The sequence below is a fragment of the Paracoccus panacisoli genome, assembly GCF_042435015.1.
GTDB classification, from domain to species: domain Bacteria; phylum Pseudomonadota; class Alphaproteobacteria; order Rhodobacterales; family Rhodobacteraceae; genus Paracoccus; species Paracoccus panacisoli.
Window position 1 is genome coordinate 1 of record NZ_JBHMQU010000079.1, and the last position, 13,965, is coordinate 13,965.

Sequence of the window (13,965 nt, forward strand, 5' to 3'; positions counted from 1 at the left end):
GGTCCAGCGCCGCCTGCGTGCCCGAGCCCGAGCGGCGCAGCGACCGCGCGCGGTCGCCCGCGGCCACGGCCTGGCGCTGCGCGGCCTCGGTGCTGGCGATCTGGCTCTGCGCCTGGCTGACGCCCGCCACGGCGCGCTGCAGCTCGGCCTGCGCCTGTGCGAGCTGCGCCGAGAGCGTGGCATCGGCCAGCCGCGCGAGTTCCTGCCCCTTCTCGACCCGGTCGCCGGCCTCGGCCCCCAGCGCCACGATCTCGAACCCCGAGACCTGCGGATAGACCTGCACGATCTGCCGCGCGACGAGCGTCCCGCTGAGCGGCACCCGCGCCTCGACATCGGCCATCTCGGCCATCGCGGCGGTGACCGTCGGGGCCGTGGCGGCCCCCTGCGGGGCGGTGGGGGCGTCAGCAGCCCGCGCGGGAACGGCCCCCGCCATCGCGGCGGCGGCCACCATCAGCGCGGTCAGGATCGGCGGCAGGCGCATCGGACGGCATCCCCGGTCTTCTGCCCGGATGGCCCATGCCCCGGGGTCGGACCGTCACGACGGCCCTGCCGGCCCCGCGGCGGGGCCGGATCAGGCCTCTCACATAGCTTTCCTTGGCCTCGACAACAATGCACCAGCCCGTGCGCGGGCGCTTAAAGCCGGATGCTCGTCACCCCCGGCAGGCGCAACTCGCCCAGCAGGTCGCGCAGCTCCTGCCGGGCCGCGACGTTTGAGAGCGACAGCGCCTGCGTACCCACGTCGCGCAGGTCGAGCAGCGTCAGCCCGCGCGGGAAGAGCTCCCGGAACACCACCCGCTCGGCGAACCCCGCGGCAACCCGGAACCCGATCCGCCGCGACAGCCGGTCCAGCGCCTCGCCGACCTTGCGCTTGTTGTGCATCTCGGTCGTGCCAAGCCGGTTCCTGAGCACGATCCAGTCGATCGGCCCCGCCCCCGCCTGGCCGCGCAGCTGCCGCGCCGACCAGACCATCTCGGCATAGATCGAGGGACCCAGCACCTCGCCCTCGGGCGACATCCGGGCCAGCAGGTCGAAGTCGATGAAGCTGTCATTGAGCGGCGTCACCAGCGTGTCGGCCAGCGTGTGAGCCATCTGGCTCAGCTTGGTGTGCGAGCCGGGGCAGTCGATGACGATGAAATCCTGCCGCGCGTCCATCTCGCCCAGCACATCGGACAGAGGATCGGCGCTGTCGCGGGGCAGCTCGGCCAGCGCCGGCGTCGGCAGCGCAAGCCCCTCGCGCGCCATGAACGCGGCGCGGTTCTCGAGATACCGCCCGAAGCTGCGCTGCCGCACGTCGAGGTCGAGTGCGCCGACCCGGTGCCCCATCCGCGCCAGCGCGGTGGCGACGTGCATCGAGGTCGTGGACTTGCCCGAGCCGCCCTTTTCGTTGCCCACGACGATGATATGCGCCACGAATCGCCCCTGATGCCTCTCGGCCGCAGGCTAACCGCGCCGTCCGGCGGTGTCAGGCCGCGCCCGGCAATCAGTTGTGGACAAAGAGCCCGTTGACCAACCTCGCGGCCCGACACATATTCCCCGCGAAGAATATGAACAGGAGGCAACCATGCCCCCCTCTGCCCCCCGCGCGCCCATCGTGAAGCCGTTCTTCGACCGCCCCACGGGCAGTCTGCAGTACGTCTTCCACGACCCCGAGACGATGCACGGCGCGATCGTCGATCCGGTCTGGAACTTCTGCCCCCGCGCCGCCCGGACCTGGACCGCGGACGCCGACCGGATCCTCGCCTATGTCCGCGAGATGGGGATTACTGTCGATTGGGTGCTCGACACCCACCCCCATGCGGATCACCTGTCGGCGGCCGTCTATCTCTCCGAGCAGCTCGGCGGGGTGCCGCGCGGCATCGGCGCCAAGGTGACCGAGATCCAGGCGCTGTGGCGCGAGATCTACAACGACGACAGCCTGCCGCAGGACGCGAGCCCGTGGGACCGGGTGTTCGAGGACGGCGACGAGTTCATGGTCGGGTCGATCCCGGTGCGGGTGATGCTGTCGCCCGGCCACACGCTCGCCTCGGTCACCTATGTCGCGGGCGACGCGGCCTTCGTGCACGACACGCTGATGATGCCCCCCTCGGGCAGCAGCCGCGCCGATTTCCCGGGCGGCAGCGCCGAGGTGCTGTGGCGCTCGATCCGGGCGATCCTCGACCTGCCGGCCGAGACGCGGCTCTTCATAGGCCACGACTACCCCGAGGGCGGGGACGCGCCGCGCTACATGGCGACGGTGGCCGAGCACCGGCTGACCAACCAGCACGTCAAGGACGGGGTGCAGGCGGCCGAGTTCATCGCCCTGCGCGAGGCCCGCGACCGGACCCTGTCGCTGCCGGTCCAGATCCTGCACGCGCTGCAGGTGAACCTGCGCGGCGGCCGCCTGCCCCCGGCCGAGGACGACGGGCGGTCGTATTTCAAGATCCCCGCCAACTACTTCGACCGCCCCAAGGGCTGAGGCCGAAAACGCAGAACGCCGCCCCTCGGGGCGGCGTTCGCAGTCGGCGCGAGGGCGAAGGGCTCAGAAGCCCAGGCCCGCGTATTTGTTCTTGAAGCGCGACACGCGCCCCCCGGTGTCCATCAGCTTCGCCGAGCCGCCGGTCCAGGCCGGGTGCGACGTGGGGTCGATGTCGAGCGACATGGTGTCGCCCTCTTTGCCCCAGGTCGAGCGGGTCTGATAGGTGGTGCCATCCGTCATCTTGACGGTGATCATGTGGTATTCGGGATGGGTTTCGGCTTTCATCGCGGCACCTCAGGCGTTCGGGTTGGCGTCGGCTTTGGGGGCCTTCGGCTTGTAGTTCTGCACTTCGGCGATCCGGGCCGATTTGCCGCGGCGATCGCGCAGGTAGTACAGCTTGGCGCGGCGCACGCGGCCGCGGCGGACGACCTCGATCGACTCGATGTTGGTCGAGTAGAGCGGGAAGACGCGCTCGACGCCCTCGCCGAACGAGATCTTGCGCACGGTGAACGAGGCGCCCAGCGTCTCGCCGCCCTTGCGGCTGATGCACACGCCCTCGTAGTTCTGGACGCGGCTCCGGGTGCCCTCGGTCACCTTGAAGCCGACGCGCACGGTGTCGCCGGCCTTGAAATCCGGGATGGTCTTGCCGAGGGCCGCGATCTGTTCGGCCTCGATTTCAGCGATCAGGTTCATCGCCCTGGTCCTTTCGTTGCTCGCGGCGGTCCCGCGATTGGTGTGATGCGCCCGAGAGCTGCCGGTCCTTAGCCGAGTCCCCACCGTCGAGATGGGCCCGCCACAGATCGGGGCGACGTTCCTTGGTCAGCCTTGCGGCCTCGTCCGCCCGCCATTGCGAAATGGCCGCGTGATGGCCGGAGAGCAGAACCTCCGGTATCCTGCGGCCTTCCCATTCGGCGGGCTTCGTGTACTGCGGATGTTCAAGCAGGCCGGAGGAAAAGGATTCCTCGGCCAGGGACGCCTGATTCCCCAGCACGCGCGGTATAAGGCGGACGGTCGCATCGATCAAGACCTGCGCGGCCAGCTCTCCGCCGGTCAGGACATAGTCGCCGATGCTGATCTCCTCGATCCCGCGGGCATCGAGGATGCGCTGGTCCACCCCCTCGAAGCGCCCGCAGATCAGCGTGACGCCGGGGCCCTGGGCCAGCGCCCGCGCCCGCGCCTGCGTCAGCGGCGCCCCGCGCGGCGAGAGATAGACCACCGGCAGCCCCGGCGGGGTCCGGTCGAGCGCCGCGGCCAGCACGTCGGCGCGGATCACCATGCCCGCGCCGCCCCCCGCCGGCGTGTCGTCCACGTTGCGGTGCCGGCCGATGCCGTGCTCGCGCAGGGCGACGGTCTCAAGACGCCACAGCCCCTCGGACAGCGCCTTGCCGGTCAGCGAGAGGCCTAGGACGCCGGGGAACGCCTCGGGGAACAGCGTCACGACATGGGCAGTCCAGGCGCCGGCGACCTCGGGCGGTTCCATCAGGTCGCGCGGGCGGACGCTGGCGCGGATGGCCACGCGGCCGTGCGAGCGGGGGGTGGCGGGCGCCTCGGCGGTCACGGCCGCGGCCCCTCGTCGTCGTCGCGGGTCAGGCGACCGGCGTCGTCGAGCATCCCGTTCACCGCCGCGTCGCGGCGCGCGGACCAGAGCTGCACCGAGAGCCCCGTCCCCGCCAGCGCCAGCAGCACCGGCGGCAGCGCGCCCCAGCGCGGGGTCCAGCCGGTCGCGCGGGAGACCCAGAGCCCGAGGCCCCAGAGCGCGCCCGCGACCGCCGCGTTGACCGCCACGCCCATCGCCGGGATCGCCGGGTGGGACCAGCGCGCCGGGTCGGTGGTCAGCATGTAGCGCGCCGCAAAGATCGCCGCGAAGAGGCCCACGCTGTAGCCCCCGGCCCCGCCCAGCCCGGCGAGGAAGGGCGTCGCCAGCACCACGAAGCCCGCCAGCATCAGCAGCCGCAGGCGGGTGGCGAGGGGGGCGAGCGGGTCGCTCATTCGTCGCTCTCGGGCGGGTCGGCGACGATGCGGCCGGCGCTCAGGTCCACGGTCGGCACCGCCGCGCGGGTGAAGGGCACCAGCAGCGTGCCGGATTGTCCATGAATCTCAAGGATGTCGCCCGCGCCGTGGTCGTGGATCGCCCGCACCCGGCCGAGGCTCGCGCCGCCGGGATCGACCACCTCGAGCCCGATCAGGTCGGCGTGGTAGAACTCGTCATCGCCCAGCGCCGGCAGCGCCGCGCGGTCGGCCCACAGGGTCACGCCCTTCAGCGCGTCGGCCTGTTCCTTGGTCTCGACGCCCGAGAGCCGCGCCCCGAGCCCGCCGTTCACAGGCCGGGTCAGCGTCACGGCAAAGCGCCGGGTGCCGTCCTCGGTGGTCAGCGTCCCGTAGGTGGCGATGTCCTCGGCGGTCGTGCAGAAGCTCTTGAGCCGCACCTCGCCGCGGACGCCGAAGGCCCCGGCGATGGCGCCCACGCAGGTCTTGTCGGTCATGGCGAACGCCCCTCGTGCTCAGGGAAAGCTCTGTAAAAGCAAGTCGTTGCGGCCGGTTGGACCGCAGCGGCGCGGGGCGGGCCTGTGCGCGCCCCGCGCCGGTGCTGTGCGGCCCGCGCCCCGGGGTGGTCCCCCGGCGCGGGCCGGACGGATCACTCGTCGGCCTTGGCGGCGTCGGCGGCAGCCTCGTCGGCAACCTCGACCGAGGCCTCCTCGGCGGCGGCGGCGGGGGCGTTCTTGGCCTCTTCCGCGGCGGCGCGGGCGGCTTCCTCGCGGTCGGCGCGCTTCTTCGCGCGCTCTTGCGCGGCCTTGCCGGGCTCACCCTTCTTCGGGTTGGCGCGGTCGGATTTCTCTTTCACGCCAGCGGCTTCGAGGAAGCGGGCCACGCGGTCGGTGGGCTGGGCGCCCTGCGACAGCCAGTGCTGCACACGCTCCATGTCCATCTTGATTCGGTCCTCGCTGTCCTTGGGCAGCAGCGGGTTGTAGGTGCCCAGCTTCTCGAGGAAGCGGCCGTCGCGCGGCATCCGGCTGTCCGAGGCGACGATCGAGTAGTGGGGGCGTTTCTTGGACCCGCCGCGGGCGAGCCGGATCTTCATGGCCATGAGGTATCTCCTTGGTATGGCTTGGTTATTTTTGCAGTTGCTCGTGATGCCGGATGACTTCCGAGATCACGAAGTTCAGGAACTTGCGCGCGAAGGCCGGGTCGAGGTCGGCCTCGCGCGCGAGCCGTTCGAGCCGCTCGATCTGGGCCGCCTCGCGCGCCGGGTCCGAGGGCGGCAGCGCGTGTTCGGCCTTGAGCCGGCCCACGCCCTGGGTGTGCTTGAACCGCTCGGCGAGGGTGAAGACGAGCACCGCGTCGAGCCGGTCGATCGAGGCGCGGTGCTCGGCGAGGATCGCCGCCGCCCGCACCGCCGGATCGGCCGAGGTGGCGTCTGCATCGGGGGCGATGTTCGTCTGAGATTCATGCATCGTTCGTGCACCGTTCATGCGAATGCCGTTCATACGAGTCCGCCACCGAGGCCGCCGCAGGGACCGCCCCCATCGGATGCCGCCAGACCCCCAGCGCGCCGCCGTCGGGGTGGGCGGGGGGCACCGCGGCGTCCGGGTCGCGAACCGCGCCCAGCCGCTCGGCCAGCGCGATCGAGCGGGCGTTCTCGAGGTCGATGTAGCTGACCGCGGTCGCCCAGCCGAGGTGGGTGCGGGCGTGGTCGCGGACCGCCGCCGCGGCCTCGGCCGCGAGCCCCTGCCCCTCGTGGGCGTCGTCCCACAGCATCCAGCCGATCTCGTGCTCGGGCCAGGTGTCGGGGAACCACGGGCCGGCCATGCCGATGGCGCGCTCGGCGCCGGTGCGGCTGTCGCCCCGGACGATGGTGAAGGGGCCGAAGCCGCGCAGCACCCAGTGCCCGAGGATGGTGCCGAAGGCCCGCCACGCGCGCCCCGGCTCGGTCGTGCCGCCGACGAAGCGGGCCCGGTCCGAGCCGAGGAAGGCGCAGAACGGCGCCGCGTCCCACGGCTCGGGCGCGCGCAGGATCAGGCGCTTGGTATGGATCACGGGGGTGCCGGTCAGGGTAACGGTCATGCCGTGCCCTCCGCGGGGTGGCGCCAGATGGTGCAGGGGGCGCCGCGCAGGGTGATCTCGCGCTCAGGCACCGCGCCCAGCCGCTCGGCCAGACGGATCGAGCGGGTGTTGCCGGGGTCGATCAGCGAGATCGGCGCCGGATGCCCCCGCCCGCGCCACCAGCGGCGGACGGCGAGGGCCGCCTCATGCGCCAGCCCGCGACCCTCGAACCCGTCGAAGAGGTGCCAGCCGAGTTCCGGCTCGGGCCAGTCGATGTGGTGGCCGATGCCGAGGCGACCGGCGGTCGCGCCGGTCGTGCGGTCCTCGGCCGTCCACCAGCCGAAGCCGCGCAGCAGCCAGTGGCCGAGCATCCCGCGCAAGCCGTCCCACGCCGCATACGGCGCCGGGTTCGCCCCGCCGACGAACCGCGCCCGGTCCGAGGCCGCGAAGGCGGCGAAGGCCGGCAGGTCGGCCATGCGCGGCTCGCGCAGGACCAGCCGCTCGGTCTCGATCACCGGAATCTCGACGGACAGCACCGGCATCACTTCTTCCCGAACAGCCCCGAGAGCCCGCCGGGCAGGTTCAGACCGCCCAGCTGGCCGCCCAGACCCTTCTGGTCCTGCAGCATCTTCGTCGCCTCGGCCATCTTCGCCGGATCGACATCGGCCAGATCGGGCAGCCCGCCGCCCTTGCCGGACATGGCGCGCATCGCCTGCTTCAGCATCGCGCCCTTGCCCATCTTGCTGACCTTCTTCATCGTGTCAGCCATCTGGCGCTGCATCTTCAGCAGCTTGTTCAGCTCGGCCACGTCCATCCCGGCGCCCGCGGCGATCCGCTTCTTGCGGGACGCCTGCAGCAGGTCGGGGTTGGCGCGTTCCTTCTTGGTCATCGAGTTGATCAGCGCGATCTGGCGGCGGATCATGGTGTCGTCGATGCCCGCGGCCTCGGCCTGCTTGGCCATCTTGCCCATGCCGGGCATCATGCCCATGATCGACTGCATCCCGCCCATCTTCTGCATCTGCTCAAGCTGCCCGCGCAGGTCGTTCATGTTGAACAGACCCTTGGCGAAGCGCTTCATCATCCGCTCGGCCTGCTCGATCTCGAGCGTCGCCTGGGCCTTTTCGACCAGCGCCACGATGTCGCCCATGCCGAGGATGCGGCCGGCCACGCGCTCGGCGTCGAACGCCTCGAGCGCGTCCATCTTTTCGCCCAGACCCACGAAGCGGATCGGCTTGCCGGTGACCGCGCGCATGGAAAGCGCCGCACCGCCCCGCCCGTCCCCGTCCATCCGGGTCAGCACCACGCCCGAGACGCCGACCTTGGCGTCGAACTCGGTCGCCACGTTGACGGCGTCCTGGCCGGTCAGGCCGTCGACGACCAGCAGCGTCTCGCGCGGGGAGGTCACGTCGCGGACCTGCTGGACCTCGTCCATCAGCGCCTGATCGATGTGCAGCCGGCCGGCGGTGTCGAGCATGTAGACGTCATAGCCGCCAAGCGAGGCCTGCTGCTTCGCGCGCCGGGCGATCTGGACCGCGCTCTCACCCTTGACGATGGGCAGGGTGTCGACGCCGATCTGGGTGCCGAGGATCGCGAGCTGCTCCATCGCCGCCGGGCGGTTGGTGTCGAGCGAGGCCATCAGCACGCGCTTCTTCTCGCGCTCCTTAAGGCGGCGGGCGAGCTTCGCGGTGGTGGTGGTCTTGCCCGAGCCCTGCAGGCCGACCATCAGGATCGGCGCCGGGGGGTTGTCGATCCTGAGCGCGTCGGCCTCGCCCTCGCCCGAGAGCATGGCGATCAGCTCGTCGTGGACGATCTTGACGACCTGCTGGCCGGGGGTGATCGACTTGGTGACGGCCGAGCCGGTGGCCTTGGCGGTGACGGCGCGCACGAAGCTGCGCACCACGGGCAGCGAGACGTCGGCGTCGAGCAGCGCCTGGCGCACCTCGCGCATGGCGGCGGTGACGTCATCCTCGGTCAGCGCGCCCTGCTTGGTCAGGCGGTCGAAGACCCCGCCAAGGCGGTCGGACAGGTTCTCGAACATCGCGGGCCTCCGCAGCAAAACGACAGGACCCCCGTGGGCGCAACCGCGCTGACGGGGGGCGATCCCCGACCGGCGGGGACCGGAAGGACGTCCTTCCGGGAATCCGGGTGGACATTCCATCCCGGGCGGCGAGAGTCAAGCGCGCAAAGGAGACCGCCCCATGAGCCAGAACCCCGGCCTGAACCCCGCCCCGCCCGTCAGCCGCTTCACCGTCCCGAACCTGCGCGCCCTGCCCCCCGACATTCAGGAGATGATCCGCGCCGTGCAGGAGAAGTCGGGGTTCGTCCCCAACATCTTCCTGGCCCTCGCCCATCGCCCGGCCGAGTTCCGCGCCTTCTTCGCCTATCACGACGCGCTGATGGAGAAGGACGAGGGGCTCACGAAGGCCGAGCGCGAGATGATCGTGGTGGCCACGAGCGGGCTGAACCGCTGCCAGTACTGCGTCGTGGCGCACGGGGCGATCCTGCGGATCCGGGCGCGTGACCCGCTGATCGCCGACCAGCTGGCGATCAACTGGCGCAAGGCGAACCTGTCGGACCGGCACTGGGCGATGCTGCAATTCGCCGAGCTGGTGGCGATGGACGCCGATTCGATCACCGAGGACGACCATCTGGACATGGCCGAGGCGGGGTTCTCGGCCGACGAGATCTGGGACATCGGCGCAATCGCGGCGTTCTTCGGGATGTCCAACCGGCTGGTGAACATGGCCGAGATCCCGCCGAACGAAGAGTTCTACATGCTGGGCCGCACGACGCGCACGAATTCGTGATCGAACCATATCTTCGGACAGTTGTTGCAATCCAAGAAGAGCAACATGGAGGAAGTCTGATGATGATGCGTCACGCCTTGTTGGCCTCGGCATTCGCGTTCTGCGGGGTCGCCGCCAACGCCGCCACCGACACCATGGCCGGCGCCACGACGGCAACCGTGGTCGACGTGATCGTGGCCTCGGCCGATCACACCACGCTCGCCAAGGCCGCGACCACGGCCGGGCTGGTCGACACGCTGAAGGGTGACGGCCCGTTCACCGTCTTTGCCCCGACCAACGCCGCGTTCGAGGCCCTGCCGGCCGGTCAGGTCGACGAGCTGATGAAGCCGGAAGGCAAGGACAAGCTGACCAAGCTGCTGGGCTGCCATGTGGTGGCCAGCAAGGCGATGGCAGCCGACGTGGCAAAGCTGATCACCGACGGCTCCGGTAAGGCCGAGGTCGAGACGGTGGGCGGCTGCAAGCTGCAACTAACCATGGACGGCCAAAAGGTGAAGGTCGGCGGGATGGATTCGACCACCAACGCCACCGTAACCGCTGCCGACCTGGCGGCGGGCAACGGGGTGGTGCACGTTATCGACTGGGTTCTGGTTCCTAAGATGTGACCGCGGGCACACGCGATATGCAAGCGGGCCGCCCCATCTCGGGGCGGCCTTTTCGCATCATGTCATGAGGCCTTGTCGGGCCGGTCCACCAGCGCCACCAGATCCATCATGATCCGGTTCAGCTCGAAATCCTTGGGGGTATAGACCCGCGCCACGCCCATCGCGGTCAGGCGCTTGGCGTCCTCGTCGGGGATGATCCCGCCGACCGTCACCGGGATGTGCCCCAGCCCCGCGGCGCGCATCCGCGCCAGCACGTCCTCGACCAGCGGCAGGTGGCTGCCCGAGAGAATCGAGAGGCCGACGACGTGGGCCTCCTGCTCCTGCGCGGCGGCGACGATCTCGGCCGGGGTCAGGCGGATGCCGTCATAGGTGATGTCGATGCCGCAATCGCGCGCGCGGAAGGCGATCTGCTCGGCGCCGTTGGAATGCCCGTCGAGCCCCGGCTTGCCGACCACGAACTTGAGCCGGCGGCCCAGCCGGGCGCTGACCGCGTCGACGGCCTCGCGGATCGGCTCGAGCCCCTCGGTGCGGTTGCTGGGCGAGGGCGAGACGCCCGTGGGCCCGCGGTATTCGCCGTGCACCTGCCGCATCACCCCCGCCCATTCGCCAGTGGTGGCGCCGGCGCGGGCCGCGGCGATCGAGGCGGGCATCACGTTGCGCCCGGCCGCGGCGTCGGCGCGCAGCTGCGCCAGCGCGGCCTCGACCGCGGCGGTGTCGCGGGAGGCGCGCCAGTCGTTCAGCCGGGCGATCTGGTCGGCCTCGACCGCCGGGTCGACGACCATGATCCCGCTGTCGCCCGCGGTCAGCGGCGAGGGCTCGCCCTGCTGCCAGCGGTTGACGCCGACCACGACCGTCTCGCCCGCCTCGACCCGGTTCAGCCGGGCGGCGTTCGATTCGACCAGCCGCGCCTTCATGTAGTCGATGGCCGCGATCGCGCCGCCCATCTCGTCCAGCAGCTTCAGCTCGGCCCGCGCGCCGTCCTTGAGCGCCTCGACCTTCTCGGCCACCGCCGGGTTGCCGTCGAAGAGGTCGCCGAATTCCAAGAGGTCGGTTTCATAGGCCATGATCTGCTGCATCCGAAGCGACCACTGCTGGTCCCACGGCCGCGGCAGGCCCAGCGCCTCGTTCCACGCCGGCAACTGCACGGCGCGGGCGCGGGCGTTCTTGCTCAGCGTCACCGCCAGCATCTCGATCAGGATGCGGTAGACGTTGTTTTCCGGCTGCTGCTCGGTCAGGCCGAGGCTGTTGACCTGCACCCCGTAGCGGAAGCGGCGATATTTCTCGTCCTCGATGCCGTAGCGGTCGCGGGTGATCTCGTCCCAGAGCTCGGTGAAGGCGCGCATCTTGCAGAGCTCGGTGACGAAGCGGATGCCGGCGTTCACGAAGAAGCTGATCCGCCCGACCATCGCCGGGAAATCCTCGGGCGCGACCTTGCCCTTGAGGTCGTCGAGCACCGCGATCCCGGTGGCGAGCGCATAGGCAAGCTCCTGCTCGGGCGTCGCGCCGGCCTCCTGCAGGTGATAGGAACACACGTTCATCGGGTTCCATTTCGGCAGATGCGCCTGCGTATAGGCGGCGACATCCGTGATCATGGCCAGGCTCGGCTTCGGCGGGCAGATATAGGTGCCGCGCGACAGGTACTCCTTGACCAGATCGTTCTGCACCGTGCCCTGCAGCGCCGCGATCTCGGCCCCCTGCTCTTCGGCCACCGCGATGTAGAGCGCCAGCAGCCACGGCGCGGTGGCGTTGATCGTCATCGAGGTGTTCATCTGCTCGAGCGGGATGGCGTCGAACAGCGCCCGCATGTCGCCGAGGTGACAGATCGGCACGCCGACCTTGCCGACCTCGCCGCGGGCCAGCACGTGGTCGCTGTCATAGCCGGTCTGGGTCGGCAGGTCGAAGGCGACCGAGAGACCCGTCTGCCCCTTGGCGAGGTTCGTGCGGTAGAGCGCGTTCGACTTTTCCGCCGTCGAATGGCCGGCATAGGTGCGGAACAGCCAGGGTTTGTCCTTGGTGGCCATGACGGGCGCCCTTCGCAAGATTCTTTCGGTTGGGGCCAGATAACGGTCAGATTGCTGCGCCGTCAATTCGCCGCAGCGCGGCGAAACGCAGCGGCGTCAACCTGTCCTTAATCTGTGCTGGGGTAGAGAGGCATGGGACGGCGAATCGGCGCGGTGACGGCACGGCGGATCGGACATATTGTTGCGTGACCCTACGGCGGTCCTATTGCAATGTTGCGCGGCGGCGAATACCGCTGGGCGCCAAGACCGCGGCGATTCTGCACTGCGGCACGACATGAGGAGATGCCCATGGCTCTGGACGCCCCCAGCCCGATCGCGCCCTATGATGCGCCGCAAAAGGATCTCTACGAGATCGGCGAGATGCCGCCGCTCGGCCATGTTCCGAAGCAGATGTACGCCTGGGCCATCCGCCGCGAGCGTCACGGCGAGCCCGACAAGTCCTTCCAGGTCGAGGTCGTGGACACGCCCGCGATCGACAGCCACGAGGTGCTCGTCCTCGTGATGGCGGCGGGCGTCAACTACAACGGCATCTGGGCCGGTCTCGGCCAGCCGATCAGCCCCTTCGACGGCCACAAGCAGCCCTATCACATCGCCGGCTCGGACGCCTCGGGGGTGATCTGGGCGGTGGGCGACAAGGTCCGCAACTGGAAGGTGGGCGACGAGGTCGTGATCCACTGCAACCAGGACGACGGCGACGACGAGGAGTGCAACGGCGGCGACCCGATGTATTCGCCGACCCAGCGGATCTGGGGCTACGAGACGCCCGACGGCTCGTTCGCGCAGTTCACCCGGGTGCAGGCCCAGCAGCTCATGCCGCGCCCGCGCCACCTGACGTGGGAGGAGAGCGCCTGCTACACGCTGACGCTCGCCACCGCCTACCGGATGCTCTTCGGGCACGAGCCGCATGAGCTGAAGCCGGGCATGAACGTGCTGGTGTGGGGCGCCTCGGGCGGGCTCGGGTCGTTCGCGATCCAGCTGATCAACGCGGCCGGCGCCAACGCCATCGGCGTGATCTCGGAAGAGGACAAGCGCGAGTTCGTCATGGGCCTTGGCGCCAAGGGCGTCATCAACCGCAAGGACTTCAACTGCTGGGGCGCGCTGCCCAAGGTCGGCAGCGAGGAGTACAAGCAGTGGTTCAACGAGGTCCGCAAGTTCGGCAAGGCGATCTGGGATATCACCGGCAAGGGCAACAACGTCGACATCGTGTTCGAGCACCCGGGCGAGGCGACCTTCCCGGTCTCGACCTTCGTCTGCAAGAAGGGCGGCATGGTGGTGATCTGCGCCGGCACCACCGGCTTCAACTGCACCTTCGACGTGCGCTATATGTGGATGCACCAGAAGCGCCTGCAGGGCTCGCACTTCGCGCATCTCAAGCAGGCGAGCGCGGCCAACAAGCTGATGCTCGAGCGCCGGATCGACCCCTGCATGAGCGAGGTCTTCCCCTGGGCCGAGATCCCCGACGCGCACACCAAGATGCTGCGCAACCAGCACAAGCCCGGCAACATGGCGGTGCTGGTGCAGGCGCCGGTGACCGGGCTCAGGACCGTCGAGGACGTGCTCGAGGCTGGGCCGACGAAGGGCTGAGCGGCTGGTTTAGGTGAGTTTGGGAGAGGCCGGCAGTTTGCCGGCCTTTTGCTTTGGCATGGGGGCCGGGCCGGGGTGGCGCGCCGGTCAGGAGAGCCCTGCACGGCAAGCGGTTTGAGTGGCCGCCGCGCGCAGCCGGCTGCGCGCGCGGCGCGGTGCGTGCCTGCGCGCAGGACGGGCGCCGGGCGGCAGCGATGAGCCTCGCGGGCGGGCCTGCGAGGTGTGGCGCGGCGCCAGCCACCCTCCCGCCGCACCGCCTCGCGCGCGGCCCGGGGCTGCAGTTGAAGGGGTCTCGCCTTAGGGGGTCTCGCCGAAGGGGGGCTCGCCGGCGGAAAGCCGACCGTGGTGACTAGCGGCGTGAACTGCTGGACGGGCGGCGCTGTTCGCCTCCCGGGCATTGAGTGCACGGCGTGATGAGGGCGATTCCTCCGGCGGGGCGCCAGCACGGCGCCAAC

Annotated in this window: 16 protein-coding genes and 1 pseudogene; 4 read left to right on the top strand and 13 right to left on the bottom strand. The window is 70.2% G+C overall.

Translation table 11 applies throughout. The features are described from left to right. Both ACFHYO_RS14225 and ACFHYO_RS14230 read right to left on the bottom strand, forming a co-directional pair. Positions 1 to 481 (bottom strand): annotated as a pseudogene (locus ACFHYO_RS14225) (efflux RND transporter periplasmic adaptor subunit); the annotation flags it as partial. A 152-nt stretch (positions 482 to 633) separates the two neighbouring features. Beyond that, positions 634 to 1,410, bottom strand: a complete 777-nt coding sequence (locus ACFHYO_RS14230) for a division plane positioning ATPase MipZ (RefSeq protein WP_394321251.1) — start codon at positions 1,408 to 1,410, stop codon at positions 634 to 636. Positions 1,411 to 1,561: 151 nt separating this feature from the next. Between ACFHYO_RS14230 and ACFHYO_RS14235 the strand changes: the two genes are divergently transcribed. Further along, on the top strand, positions 1,562 to 2,455 hold the full coding sequence (locus tag ACFHYO_RS14235) for an MBL fold metallo-hydrolase (protein WP_168783351.1): 894 nt from the start codon (positions 1,562 to 1,564) through the stop codon (positions 2,453 to 2,455). Between the two features lie 63 nt (positions 2,456 to 2,518). Here the strand turns inward: ACFHYO_RS14235 and rpmE are convergent, their stop codons facing one another. From rpmE to ffh, 10 genes are all read right to left on the bottom strand, one after another. Then, the gene (gene rpmE, locus ACFHYO_RS14240; RefSeq protein WP_036702784.1) at positions 2,519 to 2,740 is read right to left on the bottom strand and encodes a 50S ribosomal protein L31; all 222 of its coding nucleotides are present in this window, start codon (positions 2,738 to 2,740) and stop codon (positions 2,519 to 2,521) included. A gap of 9 nt (positions 2,741 to 2,749) precedes the next feature. Continuing rightward, on the bottom strand, positions 2,750 to 3,148 hold the full coding sequence (rplS, locus tag ACFHYO_RS14245) for a 50S ribosomal protein L19 (RefSeq protein ID WP_036702785.1): 399 nt from the start codon (positions 3,146 to 3,148) through the stop codon (positions 2,750 to 2,752). Further along, entirely contained in the window at positions 3,132 to 3,935 is an 804-nt protein-coding gene (gene trmD, locus ACFHYO_RS14250) for a tRNA (guanosine(37)-N1)-methyltransferase TrmD (RefSeq protein ID WP_394321299.1), read from the bottom strand. Before trmD ends, rplS begins: the two co-directional genes overlap by 17 nt. Positions 3,936 to 4,009: 74 nt before the next feature. Beyond that, positions 4,010 to 4,444: a hypothetical protein gene (locus ACFHYO_RS14255; RefSeq protein ID WP_394321253.1), complete on the bottom strand. Its 435-nt coding sequence runs from the start codon at positions 4,442 to 4,444 to the stop codon at positions 4,010 to 4,012. Continuing rightward, positions 4,441 to 4,938 carry a ribosome maturation factor RimM gene (gene rimM / locus ACFHYO_RS14260; protein ID WP_394321255.1) on the bottom strand — a complete coding sequence of 166 codons (498 nt, stop codon included), beginning with the start codon at positions 4,936 to 4,938 and terminating at the stop codon, positions 4,441 to 4,443. The genes ACFHYO_RS14255 and rimM overlap by 4 nt, the downstream gene beginning before the upstream one ends. 152 nt (positions 4,939 to 5,090) lie before the next feature. Beyond that, positions 5,091 to 5,540: a 30S ribosomal protein S16 gene (gene rpsP, locus ACFHYO_RS14265; protein ID WP_052174744.1), complete on the bottom strand. Its 450-nt coding sequence runs from the start codon at positions 5,538 to 5,540 to the stop codon at positions 5,091 to 5,093. 25 nt (positions 5,541 to 5,565) lie between these two features. Further along, positions 5,566 to 5,907 carry a chorismate mutase gene (locus ACFHYO_RS14270; RefSeq protein WP_394321257.1) on the bottom strand — a complete coding sequence of 114 codons (342 nt, stop codon included), beginning with the start codon at positions 5,905 to 5,907 and terminating at the stop codon, positions 5,566 to 5,568. Beyond that, positions 5,900 to 6,517 (bottom strand): GNAT family N-acetyltransferase, encoded by a 618-nt coding sequence (locus tag ACFHYO_RS14275; protein WP_394321259.1) that lies wholly within the window; start codon positions 6,515 to 6,517, stop codon positions 5,900 to 5,902. Before ACFHYO_RS14275 ends, ACFHYO_RS14270 begins: the two co-directional genes overlap by 8 nt. Beyond that, positions 6,514 to 7,038: a GNAT family N-acetyltransferase gene (locus ACFHYO_RS14280; RefSeq protein ID WP_394321261.1), complete on the bottom strand. Its 525-nt coding sequence runs from the start codon at positions 7,036 to 7,038 to the stop codon at positions 6,514 to 6,516. Before ACFHYO_RS14280 ends, ACFHYO_RS14275 begins: the two co-directional genes overlap by 4 nt. Further along, positions 7,038 to 8,534, bottom strand: coding sequence for a signal recognition particle protein (gene ffh, locus ACFHYO_RS14285; protein WP_036702793.1), 1,497 nt, complete (start codon positions 8,532 to 8,534; stop codon positions 7,038 to 7,040). The genes ACFHYO_RS14280 and ffh overlap by 1 nt, the downstream gene beginning before the upstream one ends. Positions 8,535 to 8,694: 160 nt before the next feature. On the opposite strand from ffh, the gene ACFHYO_RS14290 reads away from it, so the two are divergent. Next, positions 8,695 to 9,303, top strand: coding sequence for a peroxidase-related enzyme (locus ACFHYO_RS14290; RefSeq protein WP_394321263.1), 609 nt, complete (start codon positions 8,695 to 8,697; stop codon positions 9,301 to 9,303). Positions 9,304 to 9,362: 59 nt separating this feature from the next. Beyond that, complete coding sequence (locus tag ACFHYO_RS14295) at positions 9,363 to 9,905, top strand: fasciclin domain-containing protein (protein ID WP_394321265.1); 543 nt, start codon at positions 9,363 to 9,365, stop codon at positions 9,903 to 9,905. 62 nt (positions 9,906 to 9,967) lie between these two features. Here the strand turns inward: ACFHYO_RS14295 and ACFHYO_RS14300 are convergent, their stop codons facing one another. Next, a complete protein-coding gene (locus tag ACFHYO_RS14300) occupies positions 9,968 to 11,926 on the bottom strand; it encodes a methylmalonyl-CoA mutase family protein (protein ID WP_394321267.1) in 1,959 nt (652 codons plus the stop codon). Positions 11,927 to 12,214: 288 nt separating this feature from the next. Between ACFHYO_RS14300 and ccrA the strand changes: the two genes are divergently transcribed. Next, positions 12,215 to 13,510 carry a crotonyl-CoA carboxylase/reductase gene (gene ccrA / locus ACFHYO_RS14305; protein ID WP_036702800.1) on the top strand — a complete coding sequence of 432 codons (1,296 nt, stop codon included), beginning with the start codon at positions 12,215 to 12,217 and terminating at the stop codon, positions 13,508 to 13,510. Positions 13,511 to 13,965: the final 455 nt, after the last annotated feature.